The following is a 22,586-nucleotide window of genomic DNA, read 5'->3' as shown; positions in this document are numbered from 1 at the left end:
TATTCCGGTCGCTTATTTAATACACTCGTTTTAGTGTTGCCATCAATCCTGGCATCTTTATTTCAACAAAACTTCCGATGCGTACAGCAGTTAAAAAGAATGAACAAGGCAGGTTATACAATTGCTTCGTTACTTTTTTTACTGTAGAGTCGGTGCAAGCAATTTTTTTCGCCTCAACAATAGTTGGATCCGTTAATATTTGCTTTGCTTCAGCTTTTTTTTCTTTTGCTGTCCGTGTCGAAGTGCCATAGATAGAAAAGATGACCGACGTCGTTCCTTTTAAATGGAGAGCTGCCATTCCTGGCTTATCGACTTCATTCGTCACTTCATTTGCTAATTGGTAGAACTCTTTGAAGGTACTAAATTTATTGGGACGGTACTGATTCGTGATTCCTTTGCCACCTTCAAATTCATAAATATAAGAAATTTTCGGGTTCATCAGGACATTTTGACAATATTTATAATAATGCAAATTAAAAATACGGTCTTCACAGCTATTGTATCCTTTAAAAAGAAGCTGATTCTGTTTTAAAATATCCCTTCGATAACATTTATTCCAAACTACATACATCAACTGATCGTTCATTAATCGATACATGTCTTTTATAAAACTATCATGACTTTGATAATGATGCTCCGTCACTAAATTTTCTTTTTCTGAAATAATCTGTTCTCCGTCCATCGTTCGAAAGATAAATGAACTAACGATCAAATCGGTGTCTGGATGTTTAGCTAAAAGCTTGTCATAATCAGATAAAACTTCTTTTTTCGGCGTATCATCCGCATCAAAAAATAAGATGTAAGTTCCTTGGGCTTGCATAATCCCTTCATTTCTTGCTAAACCAGGCCCTTGATTAGCCGTTGTGATCAGTCGAAATTTAGGGTCGTTCTCAATAAGTCTCGTAATGATTGCTTCCGTTTGATCTGTCGAACCATCATTGATTAACAAAACTTCATAATCAGTAAAATCAAATTCTTTTAAAGATGCGATCGTACGAGCAATCGTGCTTTCAGCATTATAAATGGGTATGACGATACTAAATTTTGGGTTACTCATTTTTCACTACCTCTCAACTAGCGAAAGATTTTCTCTTTTGGAAAAGCAATCTCTGCCAATGAATGAACATTCTCATCTTCTTCCAAGCCTTGAGAAGACATCTTATCAAAAAGAATTTTAATGGTTTGTAATAATATTTTTAAATCGAGCAATAAAGAATATTTCTTGATGTAAAGTAAATCAAACCGTAATTTACTGTTGTAATCTGATACGTATTTCCCATAAACTTGCGCATAACCCGTTATCCCAGCACGTACATTGTGTCTCAAATAGTAATAAGGATTTTCCGCATTGAATTGATCAACAAAGAAAGGACGTTCTGGTCGAGGACCAACGATCGACATGTCTCCCTTTAATACATTAAAGATTTGTGGTAATTCATCAAAACGAACTGCTCGGATAAATTTACCCACTGGAGTGACACGAGCATCGTTGCTCTTAGCCAAAACAGGTCCTGATTTGGCTTCTGCAGTCGCAGTCATCGAGCGAAATTTATAGATTGAAAATTCTTTTTGATTTTTAGTGATCCGAATTTGTTTATAAATAACCGGACCCGGTGAAGTAACTTTTACTAAAATAGCAGTTAATAACATGAAAGGTGAGGCTATGATCAGTAAAATCAACGAAACGATAATATCAAACAACCGCTTGAATAATTCATATTCTGGTGGAATTCTGAATCCTGAAGCTTCAATAATACTTTCATCTTCAAAGTTCATGATGTTTGGATTGATCATCGTTAAGTTTTCAAATGTCGTATTGAGAAATAATTTCTTCTCATTTTTTGTCACTAGTTGATAGATTTTTACTTTTTCTGCTTCTTCAATATGTGAAGCCAGATAGACGATATCCATTTGATCAATCATTTTTTTCACATTTTCATAGTAGTGATCGATGACAACCGCTTCTACTTTATGCTTATTATTTTTTTTAGAACTGAAATTTTGTATGGCCGGTGCCACATCTTTTTCTGATCCAACGATCACGACTTTCTTATCACGACTGACTTTCAAGTACAACTTATAGATTAATATTCTGTAAAGACTCAATAAAATGGTCGCTAGCACAAATGACAGTAAAATTACGCCTCGTGGGAAAGCAAACCAGCGTCCAGCAAAGGTGACGACCATGATCCCCAATGTCATTAAGACTTGACCAATAACCGTGACAAACACGATATCGCTGACCGTTCGATTATAAAAAACATATACGCCCAATAAGATATTCAAGGCAATAAATATAACAGAAATAAAGATTGCTGAATGTTGAAAAGTTTCAAAATTCCGCATGGGTATTTCCCCATGAAATTTCAGTAAGAAACTGCTATATATGGCTACATTGTACATCAAAACATCCATTAAAATAATGAATATTCGTCTTGCAGCACTCCATTCCCCATTTTTATTCATATATACACTCCTAATCACAAAATAATGCACCTATTATCTTACCATAGCAGGGTTTAAAAGCCTAGTGAATAAACAAATTGTAACAGAATTACAAAAAACTACTGCTCTACAATTATAACGCTTGCTTTTAATATCTCATTTTACGAAAAAAAAACTACCATGCTTTCTTAACTGATTGCATGATAGTTTCTATTTTCATTTCTTAATTAATCTGGTCTTAATGAAAAATCTCCAATTCCTTCTTTTGTCAGATTATCGTTATAAAAAGGATCATGGTTGATATATCCTGGCCATTTCACTTGCATTTTCTTTATCTCACCTGCAAAACGTTTTTGCTTCTCAGGCGTATCTTCATAGCCTCTTGATTTTGATTCAAAATGATAAAGTTCAACTTGATGGGCATAAACGTTATATCGACCTAGCTCATAAATTTTCAGGCATAAATCCACATCATTGAAAGCGACTGCTAATGTTTCATCAAAGCCATGGACCGCATGAAAATCACTGGCTTTGACCATCATACAGGCAGCTGTTACCGCTAAGTAATTGACATCGATGACTAACCGACCAAAGTAACCACAGTGTGTTTGGTCATAGTTGTTCAACGCATGACCAGCAACGCCACCAATACCAACTAACACACCAGCATGTTGTGTCGTATCATCTGGGTAATAAAGTTTGGCACCGACACAGCCAATTCGATCAAATTGCGCATAGGCAACCATATTGGTCATCCACTCAGGCTCAATAACTTCCGTATCATTGTTTAAGAACAATAAATATTTGCCACTTGCTTTTTCTGCCGCTAGATTGTTGATCCTAGAATAATTGAAAGGTATATCGATCAATTCCACTATAAAACGTTCGTTTAGTCGTTGCTGGTATTCCTTAAATAGTTCCTGCATCTTAGGATCGGTACTACCGTTATCAGCAACAATGATCTCATAGTTGGAATAGGTTGTTTTGTCAATAATTGAGTCGATACATAGTTTTAAGTCATCATATCCGTTTTTAGTGGGAATAATGACACTAACTAAGTCTTCTTGCAGCACTTCATAATTGACCTCGTAGAAACCAGAGATTCGTCCAGGACGGACTTTTCCTCTAATTCCTCTACGATCGAGTGCATCAGTCAATGCCTTGACTCCAGTATCATAAATATAGCTCTTCGCTTCACCATTGCTGGCAGTAGATCCCGGAATCGTGCGCCAGTGATACAGTACTTTATCAATGTGATAAATGTGATCAGCTGGGATCTTCTCAGTGATTCGTAGTACCAAGTCATAATCTTGAGAACCTTCATATCCTTTTCTAAATCCACCGATTTCTTTAACTAAGCTGGTACGATAAACCCCTAAATGTGAAATATAATTATTGCCCATTAAAGTATCTGGTGACCAATCCGCTTTAAAATGAGGATCAAAACGCTGACCTTCTGCATCGATCTTATCTTCATCGCTATAAATGACATCAAGTTCAGGACGCTGATTCAAGACGCTTGCGACTTCAAACAACGCATAAGGCGGTAGTTCATCATCATTATCTAACAACGCTATGAACTCTCCTGTTGCCATTTCCAAAGCAGAGTTGGTCGCTAGACTGATATGCCCATTTTTTTCTCTAAAAACGACTTTGATTCGTTGATCTTTAGCTTGATACTTTTCTAAACATTTTCTGATTTTAGGATCAGTTGATGCATCATCACTGATACATAGTTCCCAGTGATCATACGTTTGTTTTAAAACAGAATCAATACATTTTTCCAGCCATTTGATTTCGACATTGTAGACTGGCATAAGTACTGAGATTAATGGACGATATTCAAATCCTTTAGCATCTTGACGTTGCTTTTGGAGATCAAACTGTTCATGACGTTTGATCCATTCGGTATAATCCACAGAAGCTGGTTTCATTTCAAACTTGACACGTCGGATCGCTTTTTTCACTCCGTGTGTCCGTGCATAATTGAATCCTTTTTGAAGCAATCTTTTTTTCTTTTCCCAGTTTGTTTCAAGGCCATCGTCATACGGATAACGACCATTCAATTTCACCGCAATCCCATTTTGATGGGATTTTGTTTGGAAATCTAAAATCGCTTTACCTCTCATTCTTCCAGATAATCGGATGTTGAAACCACTCGGTGTTTTCACATCCATATTGTATAAATGATTGATATCCAAACGAACAACATTGGTGACTTCGGCAGATACTTTGTCCTTATCGACTTTAATGATCGGAATTTCTTTCGTCACCTCATCAACCGCCCAGCCAACAATCAATAAATCCCCAGTTGCTCTTTCACGAGTAATTCGGTCTATAAATACAGCAATCTCTTTTTTTTGCACGAGCTTTTGTTCTCCTTTATTAAAAATAAGTTCGTTCTTATATCTCGATAAACCAGGATTCGCCATTTTCAGCAACAGCTTCAATTAAAAAAGATTTTTCTCGTTCACATCTTATTTGCAATTCAAAACCAGCTTTTGTTCCCGCTGGCAATTGTTCCGCCTCATTTACTTCTGGCCGTTCAAACTGCAAGGCTTGAAAAAATGGTGCTTGGTTCACAGATAACTTATAGGATAACGGCTGACGTTGTGCGTTAGAAATTCCCCAACCATTGATTGTCAAAATTTTCGTTTCTGGATCCCAATGCTTGCTATCCACGCATAGAGAAATCGCCTTTGCTTGAATTTTCTTTGCTGTTTCTTTCGATCGAAGCTTGCGGTTTCTTGGTTTAATTGCGAATTCTTCCTCAGTTATCAGTTTACAATAACGGCCAGTCGTCATCTGTAATTCGTTAGCTAATTTTTCATTTGTCAATCGCACTTGTTCATTTTCTTTTTTCAGCGAAGTGATTTGTGCCATTAGACGTTGCTCGATCTGCGCTAAAGGTTTGACTGCCTCAAGTAGTTCTTTCATGGTTTGTGTCAATTCCCCGATAAACCGATAATGACAATGGATCGTCAATTCTTGACCTGCGACACCAAATAGAGTAAATTGTGGCGTTACTTCACCATCAAATAAATAGCAATCATTTTGTGTTTTGATTACTGCATTAGATTGGATGAAATCAATTTTGTTCCCCGCCAATTCCCCGCTAAATTCGATAAAACTTGGTTGATCAGCAAATTTAAAAATGACCGATTCGACATCCCCGGCAATTGGAAAAGTCAATGTTTGGTTTTCTCCCGTATAATTGTTGAAAGGATATTTTTGGGAGACTTCTTTGTTTGCAGTCTTTTGGATCACTTCCACCATTCGAACATAATTCGAATTTTGTGGTTGTGAGATGTGACTATTCTCAGTGTGTTTTTTCAAAGAAAAGAAGTATTGATAAACTTCTCCGAAAGGTCGCATTTTGAACTCATAGCGAACTGCTTCGGGTAATTCTTCATAAGTTGAATTTAATTCTGTGTCTCCGACAGCTAAGTAAAGGTAATCCTCAATATTAATAGATAAACCAGCTTTTTCAAACACTTTTTTAAAACCTTCGTGTGTGTAAAAAGAATTATGTGTTTCATCTAATAAGCCATAAGAAGCCCATGGTAACTCATTGTTGAATAAATGGATCAGCACAGAATTATGGACTAAATTCGGAAATGTGATTAAAATTTCTCCATCTTCGTTGAGAAATTCTCTCACTTTTTTTAATGTTTCAGCTGGGTTCACTAAATGTTCTAAAACATCGGCAAAAAGGATATAATCAAAGGTTTGCCCTGCATAATAGTTTGCCCACTCAAAACTTTCAATATCTCCATAAAAACCATCTTGTGAAAATTCACTGACAAAATCGAATAATTCTTTATCTAATTCGACGATACTTACTTGACAATTTTTGGCTCCGATTAAATGTTTGGTCAATCGGCCGTTTCCCGGTCCAAATTCCAAGACTTTGCTGCCTGGTTTAATTTGGGCAGCAATTTTCCCTACACTACTTTGTTCATCTAAGTCCATTTCAAAATCATACTTCATCGGCTAGATAACCTTCTTCCCATTTATGGTCTAAGACCACGATTCCTTCCCCAATATATGAACCATTAACAAATAAGTTCATATATTTTGTTTTGTAAACTAAAGGTACGGTGGCATTTTCTTCAAAAATTGCCACATCAAAATAATATTCACCAGCTAGCAGGCCTAGTTTTTCATATTCTAAATAGAAAACATTTTTGCCTTTTTTCCAAGGGATTTTGATGCCGTCCAACAGTGTATTTAAACCACAAACGTAAAAATTATCGACAGTTCGTAAGGCAATCCCTAAAACAGGATTCTTGATCGAATCATCTTTTACTTCATAGGTTACTTTGACATACAGTGTTTCGCCTTGATCAAGCACGTCAACAGGATTTTTTTCTTTATCCAATAATTCCGCACTCAGTACATCAACGATGTCAGGCGCTGCAAAACGTTCCATTTGATTTTTATTTCGATCAACTGTTTTGACTGATTTTTTCTTTAAAAAGTTTTCATAGTTCGTTGTGACATCCATGGTATCCCCATATTCAACCACTTCACCATTTTTTAGCCAATAGGATCGATCACAAAAACGGCGGATCGAACTGATGTCATGGGAAACGAATAAGATCGTTTTACCTGAGTTCTTGATTTCAGTAAATTTTTCCATACATTTCAACTGGAACTCAAGGTCCCCTACAGCTAAAGCCTCATCGACAATCAAGATATCTGGATTGACATTGATAGCTACCGCAAAGGCTAAACGAACAAACATCCCACTGGAATATGTTTTTACTGGTTGGTAAATATGTTCGCCGATATCAGCAAATTCAATGATGTCTCCGACCATTCCATCGATTTCTTCACGAGAAAAGCCTAACACCATGCCATTCAAATAAATATTGTCATAGCCAGAATATTCGGGGTTGAACCCAGAACCTAGTTCTAATAGTGCAGATATTTTCCCTTCAATCTCCATTGTTCCAGATGTGGGCGTCAAAACGCCAGTAATGATTTTGAGCATGGTGGATTTTCCTGAACCATTTTCTCCGACAAAACCGATCATTTCCCCTTTTTTAATTTCCACATTGATATTTTTCAACGCATAAAAAACGTCATGGTAAGATTTTTTGAAGGGATTCAAAGCTTCACGAAAACGGTCAGATGGTTTTGCGTACATATTATAAGATTTTGTAATGTTTTTTAATTTAATCGCATATTCAGTCATATTCATACTCCTTACAGCACATCTGAAAAATGTGGTTTCAATCTACGGAACACAGCAGATCCAATAACGAAGATAGCTAGCGTAAATACCCAGAAATAGAGAGTATACATTCCGTGTTGCCAGAACCAAGCTTGTCCTAAGAAAGACTCACGATATCCTTGCACGACATAATAAAGTGGGTTTAGTTTTAAGATTTGAACGATCACTGGATTGAACTGACTTGGACTCCAAAGGATTGGCAATGTCCACATAACCAACTGTAGGACAATCGTGATCAATTGCATGATGTCTGGTAGAAATGGTTGAATTGATGCTGTCAACCATGTTAAGCCGGTTAAAAAAGCACACATACAGAATAAATAATAAATCAGTTGGAGCGTCATCCAAGTTGGATAGATTCCATGTCCAATAACCACCACTAAACCAACGAAAATAAAGAAAAGATGTGCATATAGATTCGATAAAATTTTCGTAGTTGGTAAAATGCGGATATTAAATACAACTTTTTTTACTAAATAAGTGTATTCTCTGAAAACTAACGTCGTTGATGTAAACGCGTCAGAAAAAAAGAACCATGGGATCATTCCCGTAATCAAATAAACAATAAAAGGATATTTTCCATCTGTCATCGCTGCCTTTAATCCAAAACCAAAGACCAACCAATAAATCAATACGGTAAAGACAGGATTAATGAATGCCCATAAAATTCCCAAAAAAGAGCCCGCATAGCGAGACTTAAAGTCATTCACTGAAAACTGAAGCAAGAGCTTTCTATTCTGGTAGATATCCTTCATAAATAAAAACAGATCTTTAAACATTTGTGTTCCTCCAAGCAAATTCTGTTAATTACAGTCATGTGCCATTTTACCACACTTTTACTCACGGACTGTGATATTCTTAGTTTCTTAATTTTCTATTAAGCAACTTTACGCTAACATTTTTATTTTACATAAGAAATAATTTAATTGCAATGAAGCAAAAAGCTAGCTGACCCAAGAATAACTTGTTTCAACTAGCTCTTATCTAAATATTTAATGTCGGCGTGCTACTCTTGATAAAGAGCCGTCTGTCGTTTCCCTCGTTTGTTGATTCGCTATTTTCCGCTTGCTTGCAACGTTTTTTAAATCATCATACCGGTGACTTGCCATTCCCAATAACAGATAGATGATAGGTACCCACGGAAAAGAAGTTAAAGTATCTTCCATAAAGGATTGGATCATCACCGCAAAGAATGCCCATAAAAAGGTTACTTGTCCATTCGATAAATCTGCTTTTAAGGTCAATCGACCTACATAAATTAAGACTAGTACCCCTGCGATGATGACACCCAGCAATCCATATAGATTTAAAAATGAATTATAACTATTGTGATTTCCTAAAAATTGATTTCCACGTTGAAAAATGAACGGTTTCATTCCAACCCAGACTTGTTCGCTTTTTTCTGAAATAGTCTCATAGAATTTCAACCAAATTTCTTCACGACCAGTAAAGAGATTTAGATGCTCGGAATGAGCTGCTAAGTAAGAAACTGGCAACGCAAAAATCGTGACAATCATGTAGGCTAAAAATGGCGCTCGTATTATTTTGAACAATTGTTTTGGCCAAATATCCAGTAAAACAAATACGATCATCGCAACTAAAGCACCTTTTGATTGACAGACCCAGATACCAATAATCCCAGCAATCACACTCGGAAATCCAACGAATACCCGAACATACCAGCGCTCAAATGAACTGGCAAACCCACTGATCAGTAAGGAGAGGGTCATTAAAGTACTACCAATCGTATTCGTGTTGATCCAAATATCGGAAACTTTATTATCAGGCAACCAAATACTTTCACCATCAGGAATTTTTATTTCAGTAAAAATGCGGTATAACGTAATGCCAAGAAAGACATAACATACTAAAATAAAAATCGAACGATCTAACTTATCAAACTGAATCCATTTAACCGTCAAACAAAAGACTATGATTAGCGGGATCAAAAGATCTACATTCATAGAACTTGCTCTTACTTCACGGAAATGATCAAACAGAAAATAAATAAGCATTGCCGCTGCTAAAAAAATAAAGTCAGCTCTTCGTCCTTTATATACGTTTAAAATAAATAAAATGACAATGCCAAACGTAACAAATTGCGCACTGTTGTCATATAAAAAAAGCGCTTGAGCATTGCCTAGGCCTGCTGTCCATACAAAATAAATAGCAGAAAGAAATAGAATCAGTAATCCAACACTCATTTTATTTATTAATTTTCCAATAACCGTCTGAATAATCTCCATCCTCCTTTCATACTGTTTTATTATACTGTTTTTTAAAAACAAACGGCAATGCTATTTTTAGATTAATTGATAAAAAACTCACTTTTAGTGCTTCATCCAGTCTTTTTAAAAGAAAAAACATGGAACCTAAAAATAGGTACTGAGCAATTTCAGAAGAAGCAGTAAAGAAATTTACTTCCTTACACTCCCATATCAATTACTCAATACCTAATAATTACTTTCTCAACCGCCTGTATACGACCATTCATCTACTTGGTTATCCGTATTATTCACAGCATTATTGGCTGTAGATGGATCGTTTTCAGGATAGGTTACTTCAAAAATCATATAACCATCTTTATCAGGACCGTATAGTTGAGTGAATTGTGCTTGGTACAATTGATTATAATCAGTTAACGGGCGTTTGCTGACCACGTATTTGATTCCAAGCTTTTCAGCATCTTTAAAGTTGAGGGTCACAGAAAACATATCTGGACGATCTAAAACAAATGAAGTTTTTTCTTTAGCAATAAAGGCACGTGTGTGGGCATATCGATTATAATATTTTTCATATTTTTTATCTGGATCAATTTTAGCCCATGCCTTCATGTCTGGATAAAAGCGTACCGAATTAAAAGCTTTTACGCCTAATGTTGGTGTAAAGTTATACAGCTCATCTTCTGTTAACCATACTTGTTGTGGATCTGCCTGATCAATTGCTTTTATCTCTTTTGCCAGAGTCTTTTCAAAGATCGCACCAGTTCCTTCTACAACTGGGTTCACAAAGAAACCTGAAGCTACAATCAAAGCGATAAACGAAAGATAGAACAATCGACAACGTCGGAACAAAATAAATGCCAGGATTAACGTACCAACAATCACGATCATAGTGATCTCAAATTCGGTAAAGTATTTTGTCATTTTGGAATTGACCAAAGCATACGTAAAGATTCCCGCATTCGCCAACAATAGGAAAAATTTATACCATGTTGGGATCACATCTTCTTGCCAAATATAGGCAATAAACCATATGGTTAAGAGGCAAGCTGCAAAACTAAAGGTTAATATTGCTCTAAAAGGTGGCACGTAAGATAATAAAGTGAGTTCAGCGAGCCATTTTGGTAATCCTAAAGTAATCCAATAAATTGAAAACAGACAAAAGAGCATTAAAATCCGTCCAAACAGTTTTTGTTCACTATTTTTTTTACCAAATAAAACAAATGGGCTTGCTAAAAAGACGGTCGGGAAGAAATGATAAAACAGAGCAACTTCAGAATTATTAGAAAAATTGATATCTTTAAACGAAATTTTCCAGTTTGTCAGAAAATAAAAGAACTCTCCTAAATGCCATTTTCCTCCTGTACTTACTCGTTTTCCTGGATATAAGGTATTTAAAGAAGCCAGTAACGCATCTTTAGAGGTTAACCAAAAGTGGATCAGTACGCCACCTATAAATAATATTGCCCCAATGATCAGTACTGCATCAAACCAATCCCAAGTGATTCGCTTCCCATAATAGAGCAATAACCCAACAAAATAAAAGACAAGTAAATAAGCAAGCATAACTTGATGGGCTGGATAAATCACCAGGATAAAACCTAGACCAAATATGACGATCAAACTCATCATCATTGCTCGTACCCATTTTTTTTGATGTTGGTAAAAATAATGATAAAAAGCAACCATTAGTCCTAATGTGAAGAAAATCAGATCTCCCACGTGTTGCATGAACCACCACTGGACTGCTGGTGAGAAAGTTAAGGCAAAGGCGCCTACGAGTGATAAAGCTTTTTTTCTTTTTGTCAAAATCATTAAAACTTCATACCCCAATAAAACCATGACCACTAATTTCATTGCCCAATAAAACGAAAGCCCACGATCTCTTCCCAAGAAAAAGAATCCCCAATTGAATGGTTTACCAATAACTGTGATATCTTTAACAGGAGAATTATAAGCAATGATCATATTTTGTCCATTTAAGGAATAATCGGGATTTACTAAAGGATAGTCATTTTCAGCTTGTGAAAGATAAAAAGGTGTTTGCACGAGCCATTCATCTGAACGAACTTCCCTATTTTGCCCGAAGATGACATCAGTTTTCTTTCCGTCATCTCGTTGCGATACATATTTATCCCATACACCCAATGAACTACCATTCAAATTAAACGTCACAATAACTACAATGACTAGCAATCCGATGAGGTAACGAAGTTTTAGAAAGACATCAAGAACAGAATGATCTGTGCGCTCAGGCTTCACGGCTGTTCGTTGCGCGCGTCTTGTTTGTTTTTCCATGCGATTCTCCAATTTCTAGTTTGTTCTTTTTTTTACGGAAAAACAAGTTTGCTATTTCAAACTTTCAGCTGCTTCCAACATTTTTGCTAATGCTTCTTGCCATGTCGGAATGACAAAGCCTAGATCTTCTGCTTTCTTTAGACTCATCACAGAATATTGTGGGCGAACTGCTTTTTGTGGATACTCTGCTGAAGTGACTGGTGCTACTTCGACATCCGTATCTTTTAAGATTTCTTTGGCAAATTCATACCATGAACAGCTATTTTCATTGGATAACTGATATACGCCATAAGGTGCTTGTTTTTCAATCACATATACCATAAATTCAGCAAGTGTTCGAGTCCAAGTTGGGCGACCATATTGATCATTGACAATAGTTAAACGATCATGCGTTTCGGCTAAACGTTGCATTGTAAAGACAAAATTATGTCCATAAACACCAAATACCCATGAAGTACGGATAATATAATAGTCTTCTAAGATTTCTTGAACCGCTTGTTCCCCTAATAATTTTGTACGACCATACTCATTCAATGGGTTAGTTGGATCGTCTTCGCGGTATTCTTGGTCTTTCTTTTTGCCATCAAAGACATAATCTGTACTGATATATACTAATTTAGCATTCACTGCTTTTGCAGCCAATGCCACATTTTTAGTTCCATCAACGTTAATCTTCTCATCTAATTCTTTGCCTTCTTCTTCTGCTTTATCAACGGCTGTATACGCTGCACAATGAAAAATAATTTCTGGCTTTAAGTTTGTAATATACTCCATTGTTTTTTCTGCATCAGTAATATCCAGCTCAGCAGCATCAGTTGACACATAAGCCATTCCTTTTTCATCTAATAAATGGCGTAATTCCGTTCCAAGTTGACCATTTCCTCCGGTTAATAAGAACATTCTGATCTCTCCTCTTTTTTGTTTTAAAAAGGGGTCTGCAACATCTGTCACAGCTCCCCTTACAATTGCCAATAAACAATTCCTATTTTTATACTAATTTTTTTCTGCACGTTTTACAACTTCATGCGTGTCTTTTTTACCCGAATTTTTTGAGAGTTCCTTAAATCCGGCTTATCATCATTTATTGACCATTTTTGGCATAGGCTGCTTCCACAGCTTCTTTTTCTTTCTTCCACCAATCTTGGTGTTCTTCATACCATTTGATTGTATCAGCTAAACCATCACGGAAGTTGGTAAATTCAGGTTGCCAACCTAGCTCCTCACGTAACCTTGTCGAATCAATTGCATAACGTAAATCATGTCCTGCACGATCGTTGACATGGTCGTAAGCATCTTTGGGTTGTCCCATAAGTTCCAAAATCAATTCCATGACTGTTTTGTTATCTTCTTCCCCATCGGCACCGATCAAATAAGTTTCACCGATTTTTCCTTTAGTCAAAATCAACCAAACCGCAGATGAATGATCATTCGTATGGATCCAATCGCGAACGTTTTTTCCTTCACCATATAGTTTTGGACGTATACCACTTAAGATATTAGTAACTTGACGAGGAATAAATTTTTCAATATGTTGATATGGTCCATAGTTGTTTGAACAATTTGAGATCGTTGCTTGCAACCCAAATGAACGAACCCAAGCTTTCACTAATAGATCAGAGCCCGCTTTAGTTGAAGAATATGGACTTGATGGATTATAAGGTGTTTCAGCTGTAAATTTTTCCCCTTCGCCTTCTCCATGACCTGGTAAATCTTCACGTAAAGGTAAATCCCCATACACTTCATCGGTGGATACATGATGGTAACGAACATTGTATTTACGACAAGCTTCTAACAGGGTGTACGTACCAATAATATTGGTTTGGACAAAAGGAAATGGATCTTTTAGCGAATTATCGTTATGCGATTCTGCTGCATAGTGGACTACGGCGTCTGCTTCTTTGACTAAACGATCCACTAATTCTGCATCCGCAACATCACCAACGACCAATTCTACACGGTCACTAGGTAGCCCTGCTAAGTTCTCTTTATTCCCAGCATAAGTCAATTTATCTAACACCGTAACATGAACCTCTGGATGATGATTGACCACATAGTGGACGAAATTTGAGCCGATAAATCCGGCACCACCAGTAACAATGATATTTTTCATATAAAAATTCTCCTTGCAATCCTAAATTTCACCATAAACAAATGGATTTTCTGCTTCAAACTCTTTTAAAGTTGGATGATGCTGATCCTTTTCAGACATAATCGCTTTGGAAAGATCGATAGGCCAATCAATCGCTAAGTCTGGATCATCAAAGGCAATCCCACCATCAGCTTGTGCATTGTAGTAATTATCACATTTGTAAAGAAAATTGACATTTGGTGTCAATGTCACAAATCCATGAGCATAACCTTTAGGCACCAAAAGTTGTCGATGGTTGTGTTCAGATAAGATAAAGCCTTCCCATTTACCATAGGTTGGACTTCCTTTACGAATATCGACAATCACATCTAAAACAGCACCAGAAGTTACCCGAATCAATTTCGTTTGTGCTGCTTCTCCTTTTTGGAAATGCAGTCCGCGGATAACACCAGCTTCTGCCGATAATGAATGATTATCTTGAACAAAATCAAAATCTAAACCATGTTCAACAAATTTTGCTTTGGAATAACTTTCGGTAAAAAAGCCACGATGATCACCAAAAACATCCATTTCAATGATCTTCACATCTGTTAAATTAGTATCAGTTACTTTCATTACTTCAGACTCCCTTAATTGTTGGCCAACTGTAAAAGATATTGACCATATTGATTTTTTTTCAACGGTTGAGCTAATGTAAGTAATTGCTCTTTAGTGATATATCCCATTCGGTAGGCGATTTCTTCTAAGCAAGCTACCTTGAGATTTTGACGTTTTTCAATCGTTTCAATAAATGTGGATGCCTCTAGAAGAGATTCATGCGTGCCAGTGTCTAACCAAGCAAAACCTCTACCCATCAATTCAACAGATAGTTTTCCTTTTTCTAGATAGACTTTGTTTACATCAGTGATCTCTAATTCACCACGTTCAGAAGGTTTGATGTTTTTCGCAATCGAAATAACATCATTATCATAAAAATATAACCCTGTTACTGCATAATTTGATTTTGGTAGCGCAGGTTTTTCTTCGATTGACAGAGCCTGCATCTTTTCATCAAATTCTACAACACCAAAACGTTCTGGATCATTAACGTGGTAACCAAACACTGTTGCTCCAGTATCTTTAGAAGCAGCGCGTTGAAGCATTTTAGATAAGCCACCACCGTAATAGATGTTATCTCCTAAAACTAAGCACACACTATCATCACCGATAAATTCTTCACCAATAATAAAAGCCTGTGCTAGCCCATCTGGACTTTCTTGCACTGCATACTCAATTTGTAATCCTAACTCTGCCCCATTACCAAACAGTTCTTTAAATCTTGGTGTATCTTGAGGAGTAGAGATAATCAGGATTTCTTTGATACCCGCTAGCATTAGTGTAGACATTGGATAGTAGATCATTGGTTTATCGTAGACTGGCATCAACTGTTTTGAAGTTGCCTTAGTTAGAGGGTATAAGCGTGTACCACTTCCCCCAGCAAGAATGATTCCCTTCATGAGTATAAATTCTCCTTTTCAATTTAAAATTCACCTTGTTATTATCTCATCAAACTTGTTATTTGTCATGGAATTATTAACGATTTAACTATCTTTTATTAATTCCAAACCATTTTCTCTTCACAAGCGCCTTGATCAGATTCAACCGCCAGGTAATTTTTTGGGTTAGTTTAGTGTTTGTTTTGATTTCACTCACATTAAAATCATGTCTACGATAAAGTGTCAATGTTTCTCTAATAAACCCAACACGAGTTCCACCTAACATTCCAATCCACATATCATGCATTGGTACTTCAGAAGGAATTGGTACTATTTCTTTCTTTAATGAAGATCGAAAAGCCATGCCGGCACCGATATAATTACTCCGAATCAAATTATTGAGCCAGCCTGTTCGGGAATGCCGATAGGAAAAATACGACGCGTGTATCTCATTGAGTTGACCATCCACAATCACTAGATCACTCACTACTACTAATTGTTGCGGATTTTCTTCAAAATATGCGGTGATCTTAGCCACCTTATTAGGTAGCCAAACATCATCTTGGTCTGCTAAAAAAATGATGTCACCTTTAGATTGTTGAATGGCATGGTTGAAGTTGGCAATGACACCTTTCCTTGGTCCTTCAACAAATTTGATTCGATTGTCTAGTTGCGTGTATTCCTTTATAATTTGACAAGTTTCATCTGTCGATCCATCATCTGAAATAATCAATTCATCCTCAAGTGTCAGTTGGTTTAAAATACTATCCAATTGTTCTCTTAAATATCTGCCACCATTAAAGGTAGCCATACAAACTGATTGCACAAATTCACACCCTTCAGTTTTCAGTAAATGATTGTAATGTCAAACGCCATATTTTACGATTTCTGACTGTTAAAAATTGTTTTACTGTACGTAACAATAATTGTTTTCGATGACGCAGTAACATTTCTTTATCATAATTTTGATAAAAAGTTTTTTCAGCTTTCAGTATCGACTGATACCTTGTAACAGAAACTTTCTGATAATCAAGAACTGAAAGATCATGTTCCATTTTTTCAGGTAAGATAAAAACCGTCTTTTTGAACTGATAGATCGTCCAAAAAAGCCAATGATCCAAGAAATCAAGGGGAAAATCTAAATTAAAACCGCCAATTTCCTTTAAAAATTTGATAGAAAAAACAGCGCCCGAATTAATCGCCATGATTCGTCTTTGACTGAGCTGTGATCGATCAACCTTTTCAACTTGACGATTGATATAGCGATCCGCAAAAACAGGCGATATTTGGTTGCTTCCAGCATAAACTAACGGAACGGCTGCAACCAATTCATCTGTCCAATCAATCGTTAAAAGCGTATCAAAATACGTTGCAGTCAATTGACTATCATGATCAAGTGTAACGAAATAGCGAATATTCTGCTGCGCATGATTCAACGCATAATTATAAGCCGTAGCCAGACCAGGATTTGATGGATCATGATAGTAGCTTATATCTTTGTCTTGTTCTAATAATGGCTCCAATTGCTTAACGGGACTATTATTATAAACAACCAGTTGAATCTTCTTCTCTTTGACAGCTTTCATGAGCAGATCAAAAGAAGGCGATTGACTAAAACGCTGCTGGTATAATACGATAACGACTACTATTTTGGGTATGGTCAAAAGAAAGTCCACCCCCACTTATTGAAAAATTTCACCATTGACTGTAAAAAGATACGAAAAAGTTTAAAATTGCGATGAGCACCTTTTCCATATAAATGAACAATCGTGTATAACGGCGTATAAAGGAGTTTTTCTCCTGCTTTTTCAAAAGTTAAGCAAAGATCATTATCTTCAAAATACATAAAATAGCGATTGTCAAACCCGTTGACTTTTTTAAATTTATTGACATCAACGACCATAAAACTACCAGAGATCATACGCACGTAGCTATTGGTTGTTTCTGACAAATCATGGCATTCGAATTTTGCTAAACGTTGAGCAAACAACTGCTTGACAAAACGAGCCGGAATAAACCGCAATACATAATCGAATACATCTAATTTTTGGCGAATCAAATGTTGTGTCGTACCATCTTCATTCAATATTTTAGGTGCTAACATGGCACATTCTGGATGTTCCTGCAAAAGTTTGACCAAGTCAACGACTGTCTGCTGATCCACCAGAATATCTGGGTTAAAGATCACAGCATAAGAAAAGTCACTCGTTAATAAATTATGGTTATGTCCATAACCAAATCCTTTATTTTCCTGATTAAAATAGATTTTGACAAACGGATACTTTAGATATTCTTTCAATCGTTCTTGGTAGTCAATCGACGAAGCATTATCGAAAATCAAGATCTCAACCATGGCTTGGTCATTTATGCTGGCTAGAAGCGTATCTAACGTTTGAAAAATCTTTTGACTATTAGCCGTTACGATGCTAATTAAAATCGGTTGTTTTTGATTTATTTTCATTAGTGTCTAGTCCATTTCCTTTTATATTTCTGTATGACTTGTATTCGATATTCTTTATTGCCTAAAAAACGTAAAGTTTTAAGAATGTACTGATGCTTCTCGTTGATCAATCCAATCAACTCAAACAATAAAATAGCCGCAAATAGCATCGAAACGATCAAAACAATCGAACCGAGACGCCCAGTATAGTTCATGATCATGGCAGTAAATGAAAACATCAATGCCATAGCATAAATGGTCAAAACTGCTCCTTTATGCGTAAAACCTAGACTCAATAATCGATGATGTAGGTGTTTTTTATCTGCTGTAGAAAAAGAGACACGGTTCGCTTTTCTGCGAATAATCGCAAAAAAAGTATCTGTTACTGGAACGCCCATCACAATCAATAATGAGATAGAAGAAACAAATGTTACATTCTTCAGACCTTGTAGAGAAAGAACAGCCATCATAAATCCTAAGAACAATGCCCCAGTGTCTCCTAAGTAAATTTTGGCAGGATAAAAATTATAAGGAAAAAAGCCAATAATGCTTGCCACTAAACAGAATATGACGATTGGTATGTATACTGTAGAAGCATGTAGGAAAAAATATCCGATAATACCAATTGTAATCAACCCGATCAACGAGATTCCGGTTGCCAAGCCGTCTAATCCATCAATCAAATTAATTGCATTAGTGATACCGAAAATCCAAAAAATGGTCACAGGAAAACTCAGCCAACCCAATTCGATATAACCAAAAAAGGGCAATGTTACTGAATCAATGTGAATATCTGCCACAAAATAGACGATCAACGCTGCTAATAAGATCCCGACGGACTTTTGTTTAGGCGTCAACTCGTATTTATCATCCAGTACTCCCGTTAGAATGATCACTAAGGAAGCTAGTAAAATAGGAATGATATAAAATTTGGGAATGATGTCACGAAAAAACAATAAGGTGGATACGACAAATGAAATAAAAATGGGTAGTCCCCCAGCTGAAGGCATAGGTATTTCATTAATACGTCGCGCATTCGGTTTATCCACCATTCCGGTTTGGACAGAAATAATTTTAAATATGGGCGTTAGTACTAAAGATAACAAGATTGTTAAAAAAAATTTGACAACCATACTAAATGAAACAAGCATATTGGCACCTACTTTAATTAAGAGTCTAGAATTATTATAAAACACTCAAGCAATAAAAACTCGCAGTTCTATTTTTTTTTATGAGAAAATTTATTTTTGAAACGAATCCACCATTTATTTGTAGAAACTCGTCTTTTCTTGATTTCGTTACCTGTTATGTATTCTTGCACAACAGCATTGATGATTCCGCCAAATATAATGATTGTAGCAGCAAAATTGAGCCATAGCATCAAGACGATGAAACTCCCGATGATTTGGTATCCACTGACTCTTGTTGCAAAGTATTTTGCGTAGATTCCAAACACCTGAGATAGCAACATCCAGCCGACAGTAGCAAAAATCGTTCCCGGAATCACTGCTTTTAGTTTTAATTGCGCATTCGGTACTATCACATAAATCAAAAACATAATGATAAATAAGACAACTAAGGTAATCGGCCATTTCAAAGTTTGGAACTGGATGATCACATTGCCAGAAAAATTAAAAATCGGTTGGAGCGCTTCAAGTATCATTTGACCCAGTCCTAAAAAAATCGTTACTCCACTAATCGCAATCATGAAAAGCAAAATCACTACTAATGAAAAGAAACGGACGATCAAAAAATTCTTTCTATTTTCTACACCATAAGCCTTATTCATGGCAATTTGTAAAGCGTTGATACTTTGACTGGCAGACCACAAAGCAGCTAAAGCAGATAACGACAACAAGCCACCGGAACTTTGCGTTAACAAATTTCGAATTGCAGGACCGATAAACTGATAGACCGTCTCAGGGATGATTTGCCGCACATAAGTCAATACTGTCTCTTGATCGATTTTTAGAAATGGCAAAATATTACCAAACGCAATAATTAGGGGAAATAAAGACAATAATAAATAATACGCCACAACAACTGACGTGGTACCCATTTCTGAATCAGTGATCCGTTTTTTTGTTGTTGCAATAAAACGCATTAAATTTTCGTTTTGCTTTATTTTCCCTAATAATTTCATCAAATTCTCCTTATTGATCTAGCTTCTCAATACGTACCTTCTTCACCTTGAGAAGTTAAGATTCTTGGTCCATCTTTCGTAATTGCCAGTGTATGTTCATATTGGCAAGACAAGCCACCATCTCTTGTATAAGCAGTCCAGCCATTTGGATCCATTTTCATTTTCCAAGTTCCAGTATTAACCATTGGCTCAATGGTAATAACCATCCCTTCTTTTAACCGTAGACCTTTTCCTGCTTCACCATAATGAGGGACAGCAGGTTCTTCATGGATCGTTGGACCCACACCATGACCAATAAAGTCACGGACAACCGCTAAGTTTTCACTTTCAACATAAGTTTGGATAGCATGACCAATGTCGCCAATTCGGTTCCCAACTTGCGCTTGTTCGATTCCTAGATACAAAGCTTTTTTTGTCACTTCCATCAAGCGATCAATTTCCGGTGTTGACTCTCCCACTACATAAGCCCAACAAGAATCAGAAATGCCGCCTTTTAAATCGATACACATATCCACTTTCACTAAATCGCCATTTTTCAGCGGTTTTTTACGTGGAAATCCATGACAAATTTCGTCATTGATGCTAATACAAGTCGCATACTCATAGCCTTCAAATCCAATTTGAGCCGCAATCCCACCATGGCTTTCAATATAGTTACGAACAAAAACTTCAATATCCCAACTCGTCACGCCTGGTTTGATAAAATCTCGCAGATTTTTATGTACATCCGCTAACAACGCGCCAGACTCAGCCATTGTTTCAATTTCTCGTGCTGATTTCAATGTAATCATATTTTCGTCTCCTTTTTACAAATCTTCCTCATTTTACCATAGTGTCCGGTCGTTCGCCAAATCAGATTCTCTTCACATGACTTGTTTTCTTTTAGTAAAGGTTTTGGTATAATCTGTAAATGTTAGAGGATCATATATCAATAAGTAGGAGGCAACCCATGGCTTTAGCAAAAATCGTTTACGCAAGTATGACTGGCAATACAGAAGAAATTGCTGATATCGTAGCAGAAGCTTTTGAAAATTTAGATATTGATGTTGAAATCAATGAGTGTACTCAAGTGGATGCAGATGAATTTGAGGATGCAGATATTTGTGTCGTCGCAACTTATACATACGATGATGGTGACTTACCAGATGAGATCGTAGACTTATATGAAGATTTACAAGAACTTGACTTGTCTGGAAAAATCTATGGCGTTTGTGGTTCTGGAGACACTTTTTATGATGAATTTTGTAAGTCCGTAGATGACTTCGATGCTGCCTTTGCGAAAACAGGAGCAGTAAAAGGAACAGAAAATGTTAAAGTTGATTTAAACGCTGAAGAAGAAGACATCGAAAAACTCGAAGCATTTGCTAAGGCGCTTGTTTCAAAATTATAGGCCAAATCAGTCAGCTCACAGCTGAGAACTTTTGGAAAAACTTCAATTATTTGATAAAAAGAACGTGTGATGCTGGAGAGAGTTAGCATCACACGTTCTTTTTATCATGTTTTTAGAAGCTTTTTTAATTTCAAAAAATCAATGTGTATGTTTGAGAAAGACTTTCGAGAAATACTTCAAGTAGTTTGTTTAATTCACTTAGATCGTTTCTTTCGTATTTAGTGTCGCATTGATGCTATCTTGGATCATTTTTTCAATTTGTTCCTTGGTCGGATGAATGATACTTGAAGACATCAGTGCTGCTAATCCTGTAGCGATGATCCAAATTGTGTTATGCAAAGACTCAATTTGTTCCGCAGATAGATCAGCATACTCTGGATCTTTCTTGACCGTCTCGACAAAATAATTATAAGAGAAGTTTTGCATCTCCCTTTCCCCACCATATTCTTCTAAGTACAGAGAACTGTATAATTTTTTCTCTCGATTGGCAAAATCAATATAGTTTACAGCTAAATCGATAATGGTATTTCCTGTATGTACAACTGGGAACACTTCATGCTTCAAGTACTCGTAAATCTGAGCAAATAAGGCTTGCTTCAGATCATCCATGTTTTTGAACTCAAGATAAATCGGTTGAGTCGAACAATTCATTTTATTTGCAATATTCCTTGCCGTAAATTTTGAAAATCCTTCTGTGGTAGCCACTTCAAAAGCGGCTGCTAAAATCTGATCTTTTGTGATCGTCTTTTTTCTTGCCATATTTTTTTAATCTCCTTGAAATTATTTATAACGCTTCCACTATTGATTAATTTAATTGTAACATGATTATTTTGTTATGCACAACT

General features: G+C 36.3%; 20 protein-coding genes. 1 reads left to right on the top strand and 19 read right to left on the bottom strand.

The window, feature by feature from the left end:
• Positions 1–16 precede the first annotated feature (16 nt).
• From AB3I42_RS02270 to map, 18 genes are all read right to left on the bottom strand, one after another.
• Positions 17–1,057 carry a glycosyltransferase family 2 protein gene (locus tag AB3I42_RS02270; protein ID WP_010738173.1) on the bottom strand — a complete coding sequence of 347 codons (1,041 nt, stop codon included), beginning with the start codon at positions 1,055–1,057 and terminating at the stop codon, positions 17–19.
• Between the two features lie 17 nt (positions 1,058–1,074).
• The gene (locus tag AB3I42_RS02265) at positions 1,075–2,466 is read right to left on the bottom strand and encodes a sugar transferase (protein WP_010738174.1); all 1,392 of its coding nucleotides are present in this window, start codon (positions 2,464–2,466) and stop codon (positions 1,075–1,077) included.
• Positions 2,467–2,672: 206 nt separating this feature from the next.
• Positions 2,673–4,811 (bottom strand): glycosyltransferase family 2 protein, encoded by a 2,139-nt coding sequence (locus tag AB3I42_RS02260; protein ID WP_181914587.1) that lies wholly within the window; start codon positions 4,809–4,811, stop codon positions 2,673–2,675.
• 37 nt (positions 4,812–4,848) lie between these two features.
• On the bottom strand, positions 4,849–6,435 hold the full coding sequence (locus AB3I42_RS02255) for a class I SAM-dependent methyltransferase (protein ID WP_368022235.1): 1,587 nt from the start codon (positions 6,433–6,435) through the stop codon (positions 4,849–4,851).
• Complete coding sequence (locus AB3I42_RS02250) at positions 6,425–7,645, bottom strand: ABC transporter ATP-binding protein (protein ID WP_010719738.1); 1,221 nt, start codon at positions 7,643–7,645, stop codon at positions 6,425–6,427. Before AB3I42_RS02250 ends, AB3I42_RS02255 begins: the two co-directional genes overlap by 11 nt.
• An 11-nt stretch (positions 7,646–7,656) precedes the next feature.
• Positions 7,657–8,463: an ABC transporter permease gene (locus AB3I42_RS02245; RefSeq protein WP_096709490.1), complete on the bottom strand. Its 807-nt coding sequence runs from the start codon at positions 8,461–8,463 to the stop codon at positions 7,657–7,659.
• A 213-nt stretch (positions 8,464–8,676) separates the two neighbouring features.
• Positions 8,677–9,930, bottom strand: a complete 1,254-nt coding sequence (locus AB3I42_RS02240; protein WP_010738177.1) for an EpaQ family protein — start codon at positions 9,928–9,930, stop codon at positions 8,677–8,679.
• Positions 9,931–10,152: 222 nt separating this feature from the next.
• Positions 10,153–12,204, bottom strand: a complete 2,052-nt coding sequence (locus AB3I42_RS02235; protein ID WP_081115122.1) for a hypothetical protein — start codon at positions 12,202–12,204, stop codon at positions 10,153–10,155.
• 51 nt (positions 12,205–12,255) lie between these two features.
• The gene (gene rfbD, locus AB3I42_RS02230) at positions 12,256–13,104 is read right to left on the bottom strand and encodes a dTDP-4-dehydrorhamnose reductase (RefSeq protein ID WP_014834184.1); all 849 of its coding nucleotides are present in this window, start codon (positions 13,102–13,104) and stop codon (positions 12,256–12,258) included.
• Between the two features lie 181 nt (positions 13,105–13,285).
• Positions 13,286–14,314, bottom strand: a complete 1,029-nt coding sequence (gene rfbB, locus AB3I42_RS02225; RefSeq protein WP_010719743.1) for a dTDP-glucose 4,6-dehydratase — start codon at positions 14,312–14,314, stop codon at positions 13,286–13,288.
• Between the two features lie 21 nt (positions 14,315–14,335).
• The gene (gene rfbC, locus AB3I42_RS02220; protein WP_010719744.1) at positions 14,336–14,908 is read right to left on the bottom strand and encodes a dTDP-4-dehydrorhamnose 3,5-epimerase; all 573 of its coding nucleotides are present in this window, start codon (positions 14,906–14,908) and stop codon (positions 14,336–14,338) included.
• A 14-nt stretch (positions 14,909–14,922) separates the two neighbouring features.
• A complete protein-coding gene (gene rfbA, locus AB3I42_RS02215; RefSeq protein ID WP_010738180.1) occupies positions 14,923–15,789 on the bottom strand; it encodes a glucose-1-phosphate thymidylyltransferase RfbA in 867 nt (288 codons plus the stop codon).
• An 88-nt stretch (positions 15,790–15,877) separates the two neighbouring features.
• Entirely contained in the window at positions 15,878–16,594 is a 717-nt protein-coding gene (locus AB3I42_RS02210; protein WP_010738181.1) for a glycosyltransferase family 2 protein, read from the bottom strand.
• Between the two features lie 13 nt (positions 16,595–16,607).
• The gene (locus tag AB3I42_RS02205; RefSeq protein WP_368022234.1) at positions 16,608–17,432 is read right to left on the bottom strand and encodes a glycosyltransferase; all 825 of its coding nucleotides are present in this window, start codon (positions 17,430–17,432) and stop codon (positions 16,608–16,610) included.
• A complete protein-coding gene (locus AB3I42_RS02200; RefSeq protein ID WP_010719748.1) occupies positions 17,429–18,229 on the bottom strand; it encodes a glycosyltransferase in 801 nt (266 codons plus the stop codon). The genes AB3I42_RS02205 and AB3I42_RS02200 overlap by 4 nt, the downstream gene beginning before the upstream one ends.
• Complete coding sequence (locus AB3I42_RS02195; protein ID WP_181914590.1) at positions 18,229–19,359, bottom strand: glycosyltransferase family 4 protein; 1,131 nt, start codon at positions 19,357–19,359, stop codon at positions 18,229–18,231. Before AB3I42_RS02195 ends, AB3I42_RS02200 begins: the two co-directional genes overlap by 1 nt.
• Positions 19,360–19,427: 68 nt before the next feature.
• On the bottom strand, positions 19,428–20,351 hold the full coding sequence (locus AB3I42_RS02190; protein WP_010719750.1) for a YihY/virulence factor BrkB family protein: 924 nt from the start codon (positions 20,349–20,351) through the stop codon (positions 19,428–19,430).
• A 26-nt stretch (positions 20,352–20,377) separates the two neighbouring features.
• Complete coding sequence (map, locus tag AB3I42_RS02185) at positions 20,378–21,142, bottom strand: type I methionyl aminopeptidase (RefSeq protein WP_010719751.1); 765 nt, start codon at positions 21,140–21,142, stop codon at positions 20,378–20,380.
• A 158-nt stretch (positions 21,143–21,300) separates the two neighbouring features.
• Here map and AB3I42_RS02180 point away from each other — a divergent pair, with 158 nt between their 5' ends.
• Positions 21,301–21,741 carry a flavodoxin gene (locus tag AB3I42_RS02180; protein ID WP_010719752.1) on the top strand — a complete coding sequence of 147 codons (441 nt, stop codon included), beginning with the start codon at positions 21,301–21,303 and terminating at the stop codon, positions 21,739–21,741.
• 198 nt (positions 21,742–21,939) lie between these two features.
• Here the strand turns inward: AB3I42_RS02180 and AB3I42_RS02175 are convergent, their stop codons facing one another.
• Positions 21,940–22,500, bottom strand: coding sequence for a TetR/AcrR family transcriptional regulator (locus AB3I42_RS02175; protein ID WP_131773211.1), 561 nt, complete (start codon positions 22,498–22,500; stop codon positions 21,940–21,942).
• Positions 22,501–22,586 lie beyond the last annotated feature (86 nt).

Source organism: Enterococcus sp. C53 (assembly GCF_040887425.1).
Taxonomy (GTDB): Bacteria; Bacillota; Bacilli; order Lactobacillales; family Enterococcaceae; genus Enterococcus_B; species Enterococcus_B hirae.
The sequence above is the reverse complement of the archived record's forward strand: the minus strand, read 5'-3'. Positions and strand labels throughout refer to the sequence as shown.

What these genes read in the sequence shown, in the direction of transcription:
- AB3I42_RS02175 (WP_131773211.1), bottom strand. Translation starts at nt 22,500, where the DNA reads ATGGCAAGAAAAAAGACGATCACAAAAGATCAGATTTTAGCAGCCGCT.
- AB3I42_RS02190 (WP_010719750.1), bottom strand. Translation starts at nt 20,351, where the DNA reads ATGAAATTATTAGGGAAAATAAAGCAAAACGAAAATTTAATGCGTTTT.
- map (WP_010719751.1), bottom strand. Translation starts at nt 21,142, where the DNA reads ATGATTACATTGAAATCAGCACGAGAAATTGAAACAATGGCTGAGTCT.
- rfbC (WP_010719744.1), bottom strand. Translation starts at nt 14,908, where the DNA reads ATGAAAGTAACTGATACTAATTTAACAGATGTGAAGATCATTGAAATG.
- AB3I42_RS02235 (WP_081115122.1), bottom strand. Translation starts at nt 12,204, where the DNA reads ATGGAAAAACAAACAAGACGCGCGCAACGAACAGCCGTGAAGCCTGAG.
- AB3I42_RS02250 (WP_010719738.1), bottom strand. Translation starts at nt 7,645, where the DNA reads ATGACTGAATATGCGATTAAATTAAAAAACATTACAAAATCTTATAAT.
- rfbD (WP_014834184.1), bottom strand. Translation starts at nt 13,104, where the DNA reads ATGTTCTTATTAACCGGAGGAAATGGTCAACTTGGAACGGAATTACGC.
- AB3I42_RS02240 (WP_010738177.1), bottom strand. Translation starts at nt 9,930, where the DNA reads ATGGAGATTATTCAGACGGTTATTGGAAAATTAATAAATAAAATGAGT.
- AB3I42_RS02200 (WP_010719748.1), bottom strand. Translation starts at nt 18,229, where the DNA reads ATGAAAATAAATCAAAAACAACCGATTTTAATTAGCATCGTAACGGCT.
- AB3I42_RS02265 (WP_010738174.1), bottom strand. Translation starts at nt 2,466, where the DNA reads ATGAATAAAAATGGGGAATGGAGTGCTGCAAGACGAATATTCATTATT.
- rfbB (WP_010719743.1), bottom strand. Translation starts at nt 14,314, where the DNA reads ATGAAAAATATCATTGTTACTGGTGGTGCCGGATTTATCGGCTCAAAT.
- AB3I42_RS02255 (WP_368022235.1), bottom strand. Translation starts at nt 6,435, where the DNA reads ATGAAGTATGATTTTGAAATGGACTTAGATGAACAAAGTAGTGTAGGG.
- AB3I42_RS02270 (WP_010738173.1), bottom strand. Translation starts at nt 1,057, where the DNA reads ATGAGTAACCCAAAATTTAGTATCGTCATACCCATTTATAATGCTGAA.
- AB3I42_RS02195 (WP_181914590.1), bottom strand. Translation starts at nt 19,359, where the DNA reads ATGCTTGTTTCATTTAGTATGGTTGTCAAATTTTTTTTAACAATCTTG.
- AB3I42_RS02245 (WP_096709490.1), bottom strand. Translation starts at nt 8,463, where the DNA reads ATGTTTAAAGATCTGTTTTTATTTATGAAGGATATCTACCAGAATAGA.
- rfbA (WP_010738180.1), bottom strand. Translation starts at nt 15,789, where the DNA reads ATGAAGGGAATCATTCTTGCTGGGGGAAGTGGTACACGCTTATACCCT.
- AB3I42_RS02180 (WP_010719752.1), top strand. Translation starts at nt 21,301, where the DNA reads ATGGCTTTAGCAAAAATCGTTTACGCAAGTATGACTGGCAATACAGAA.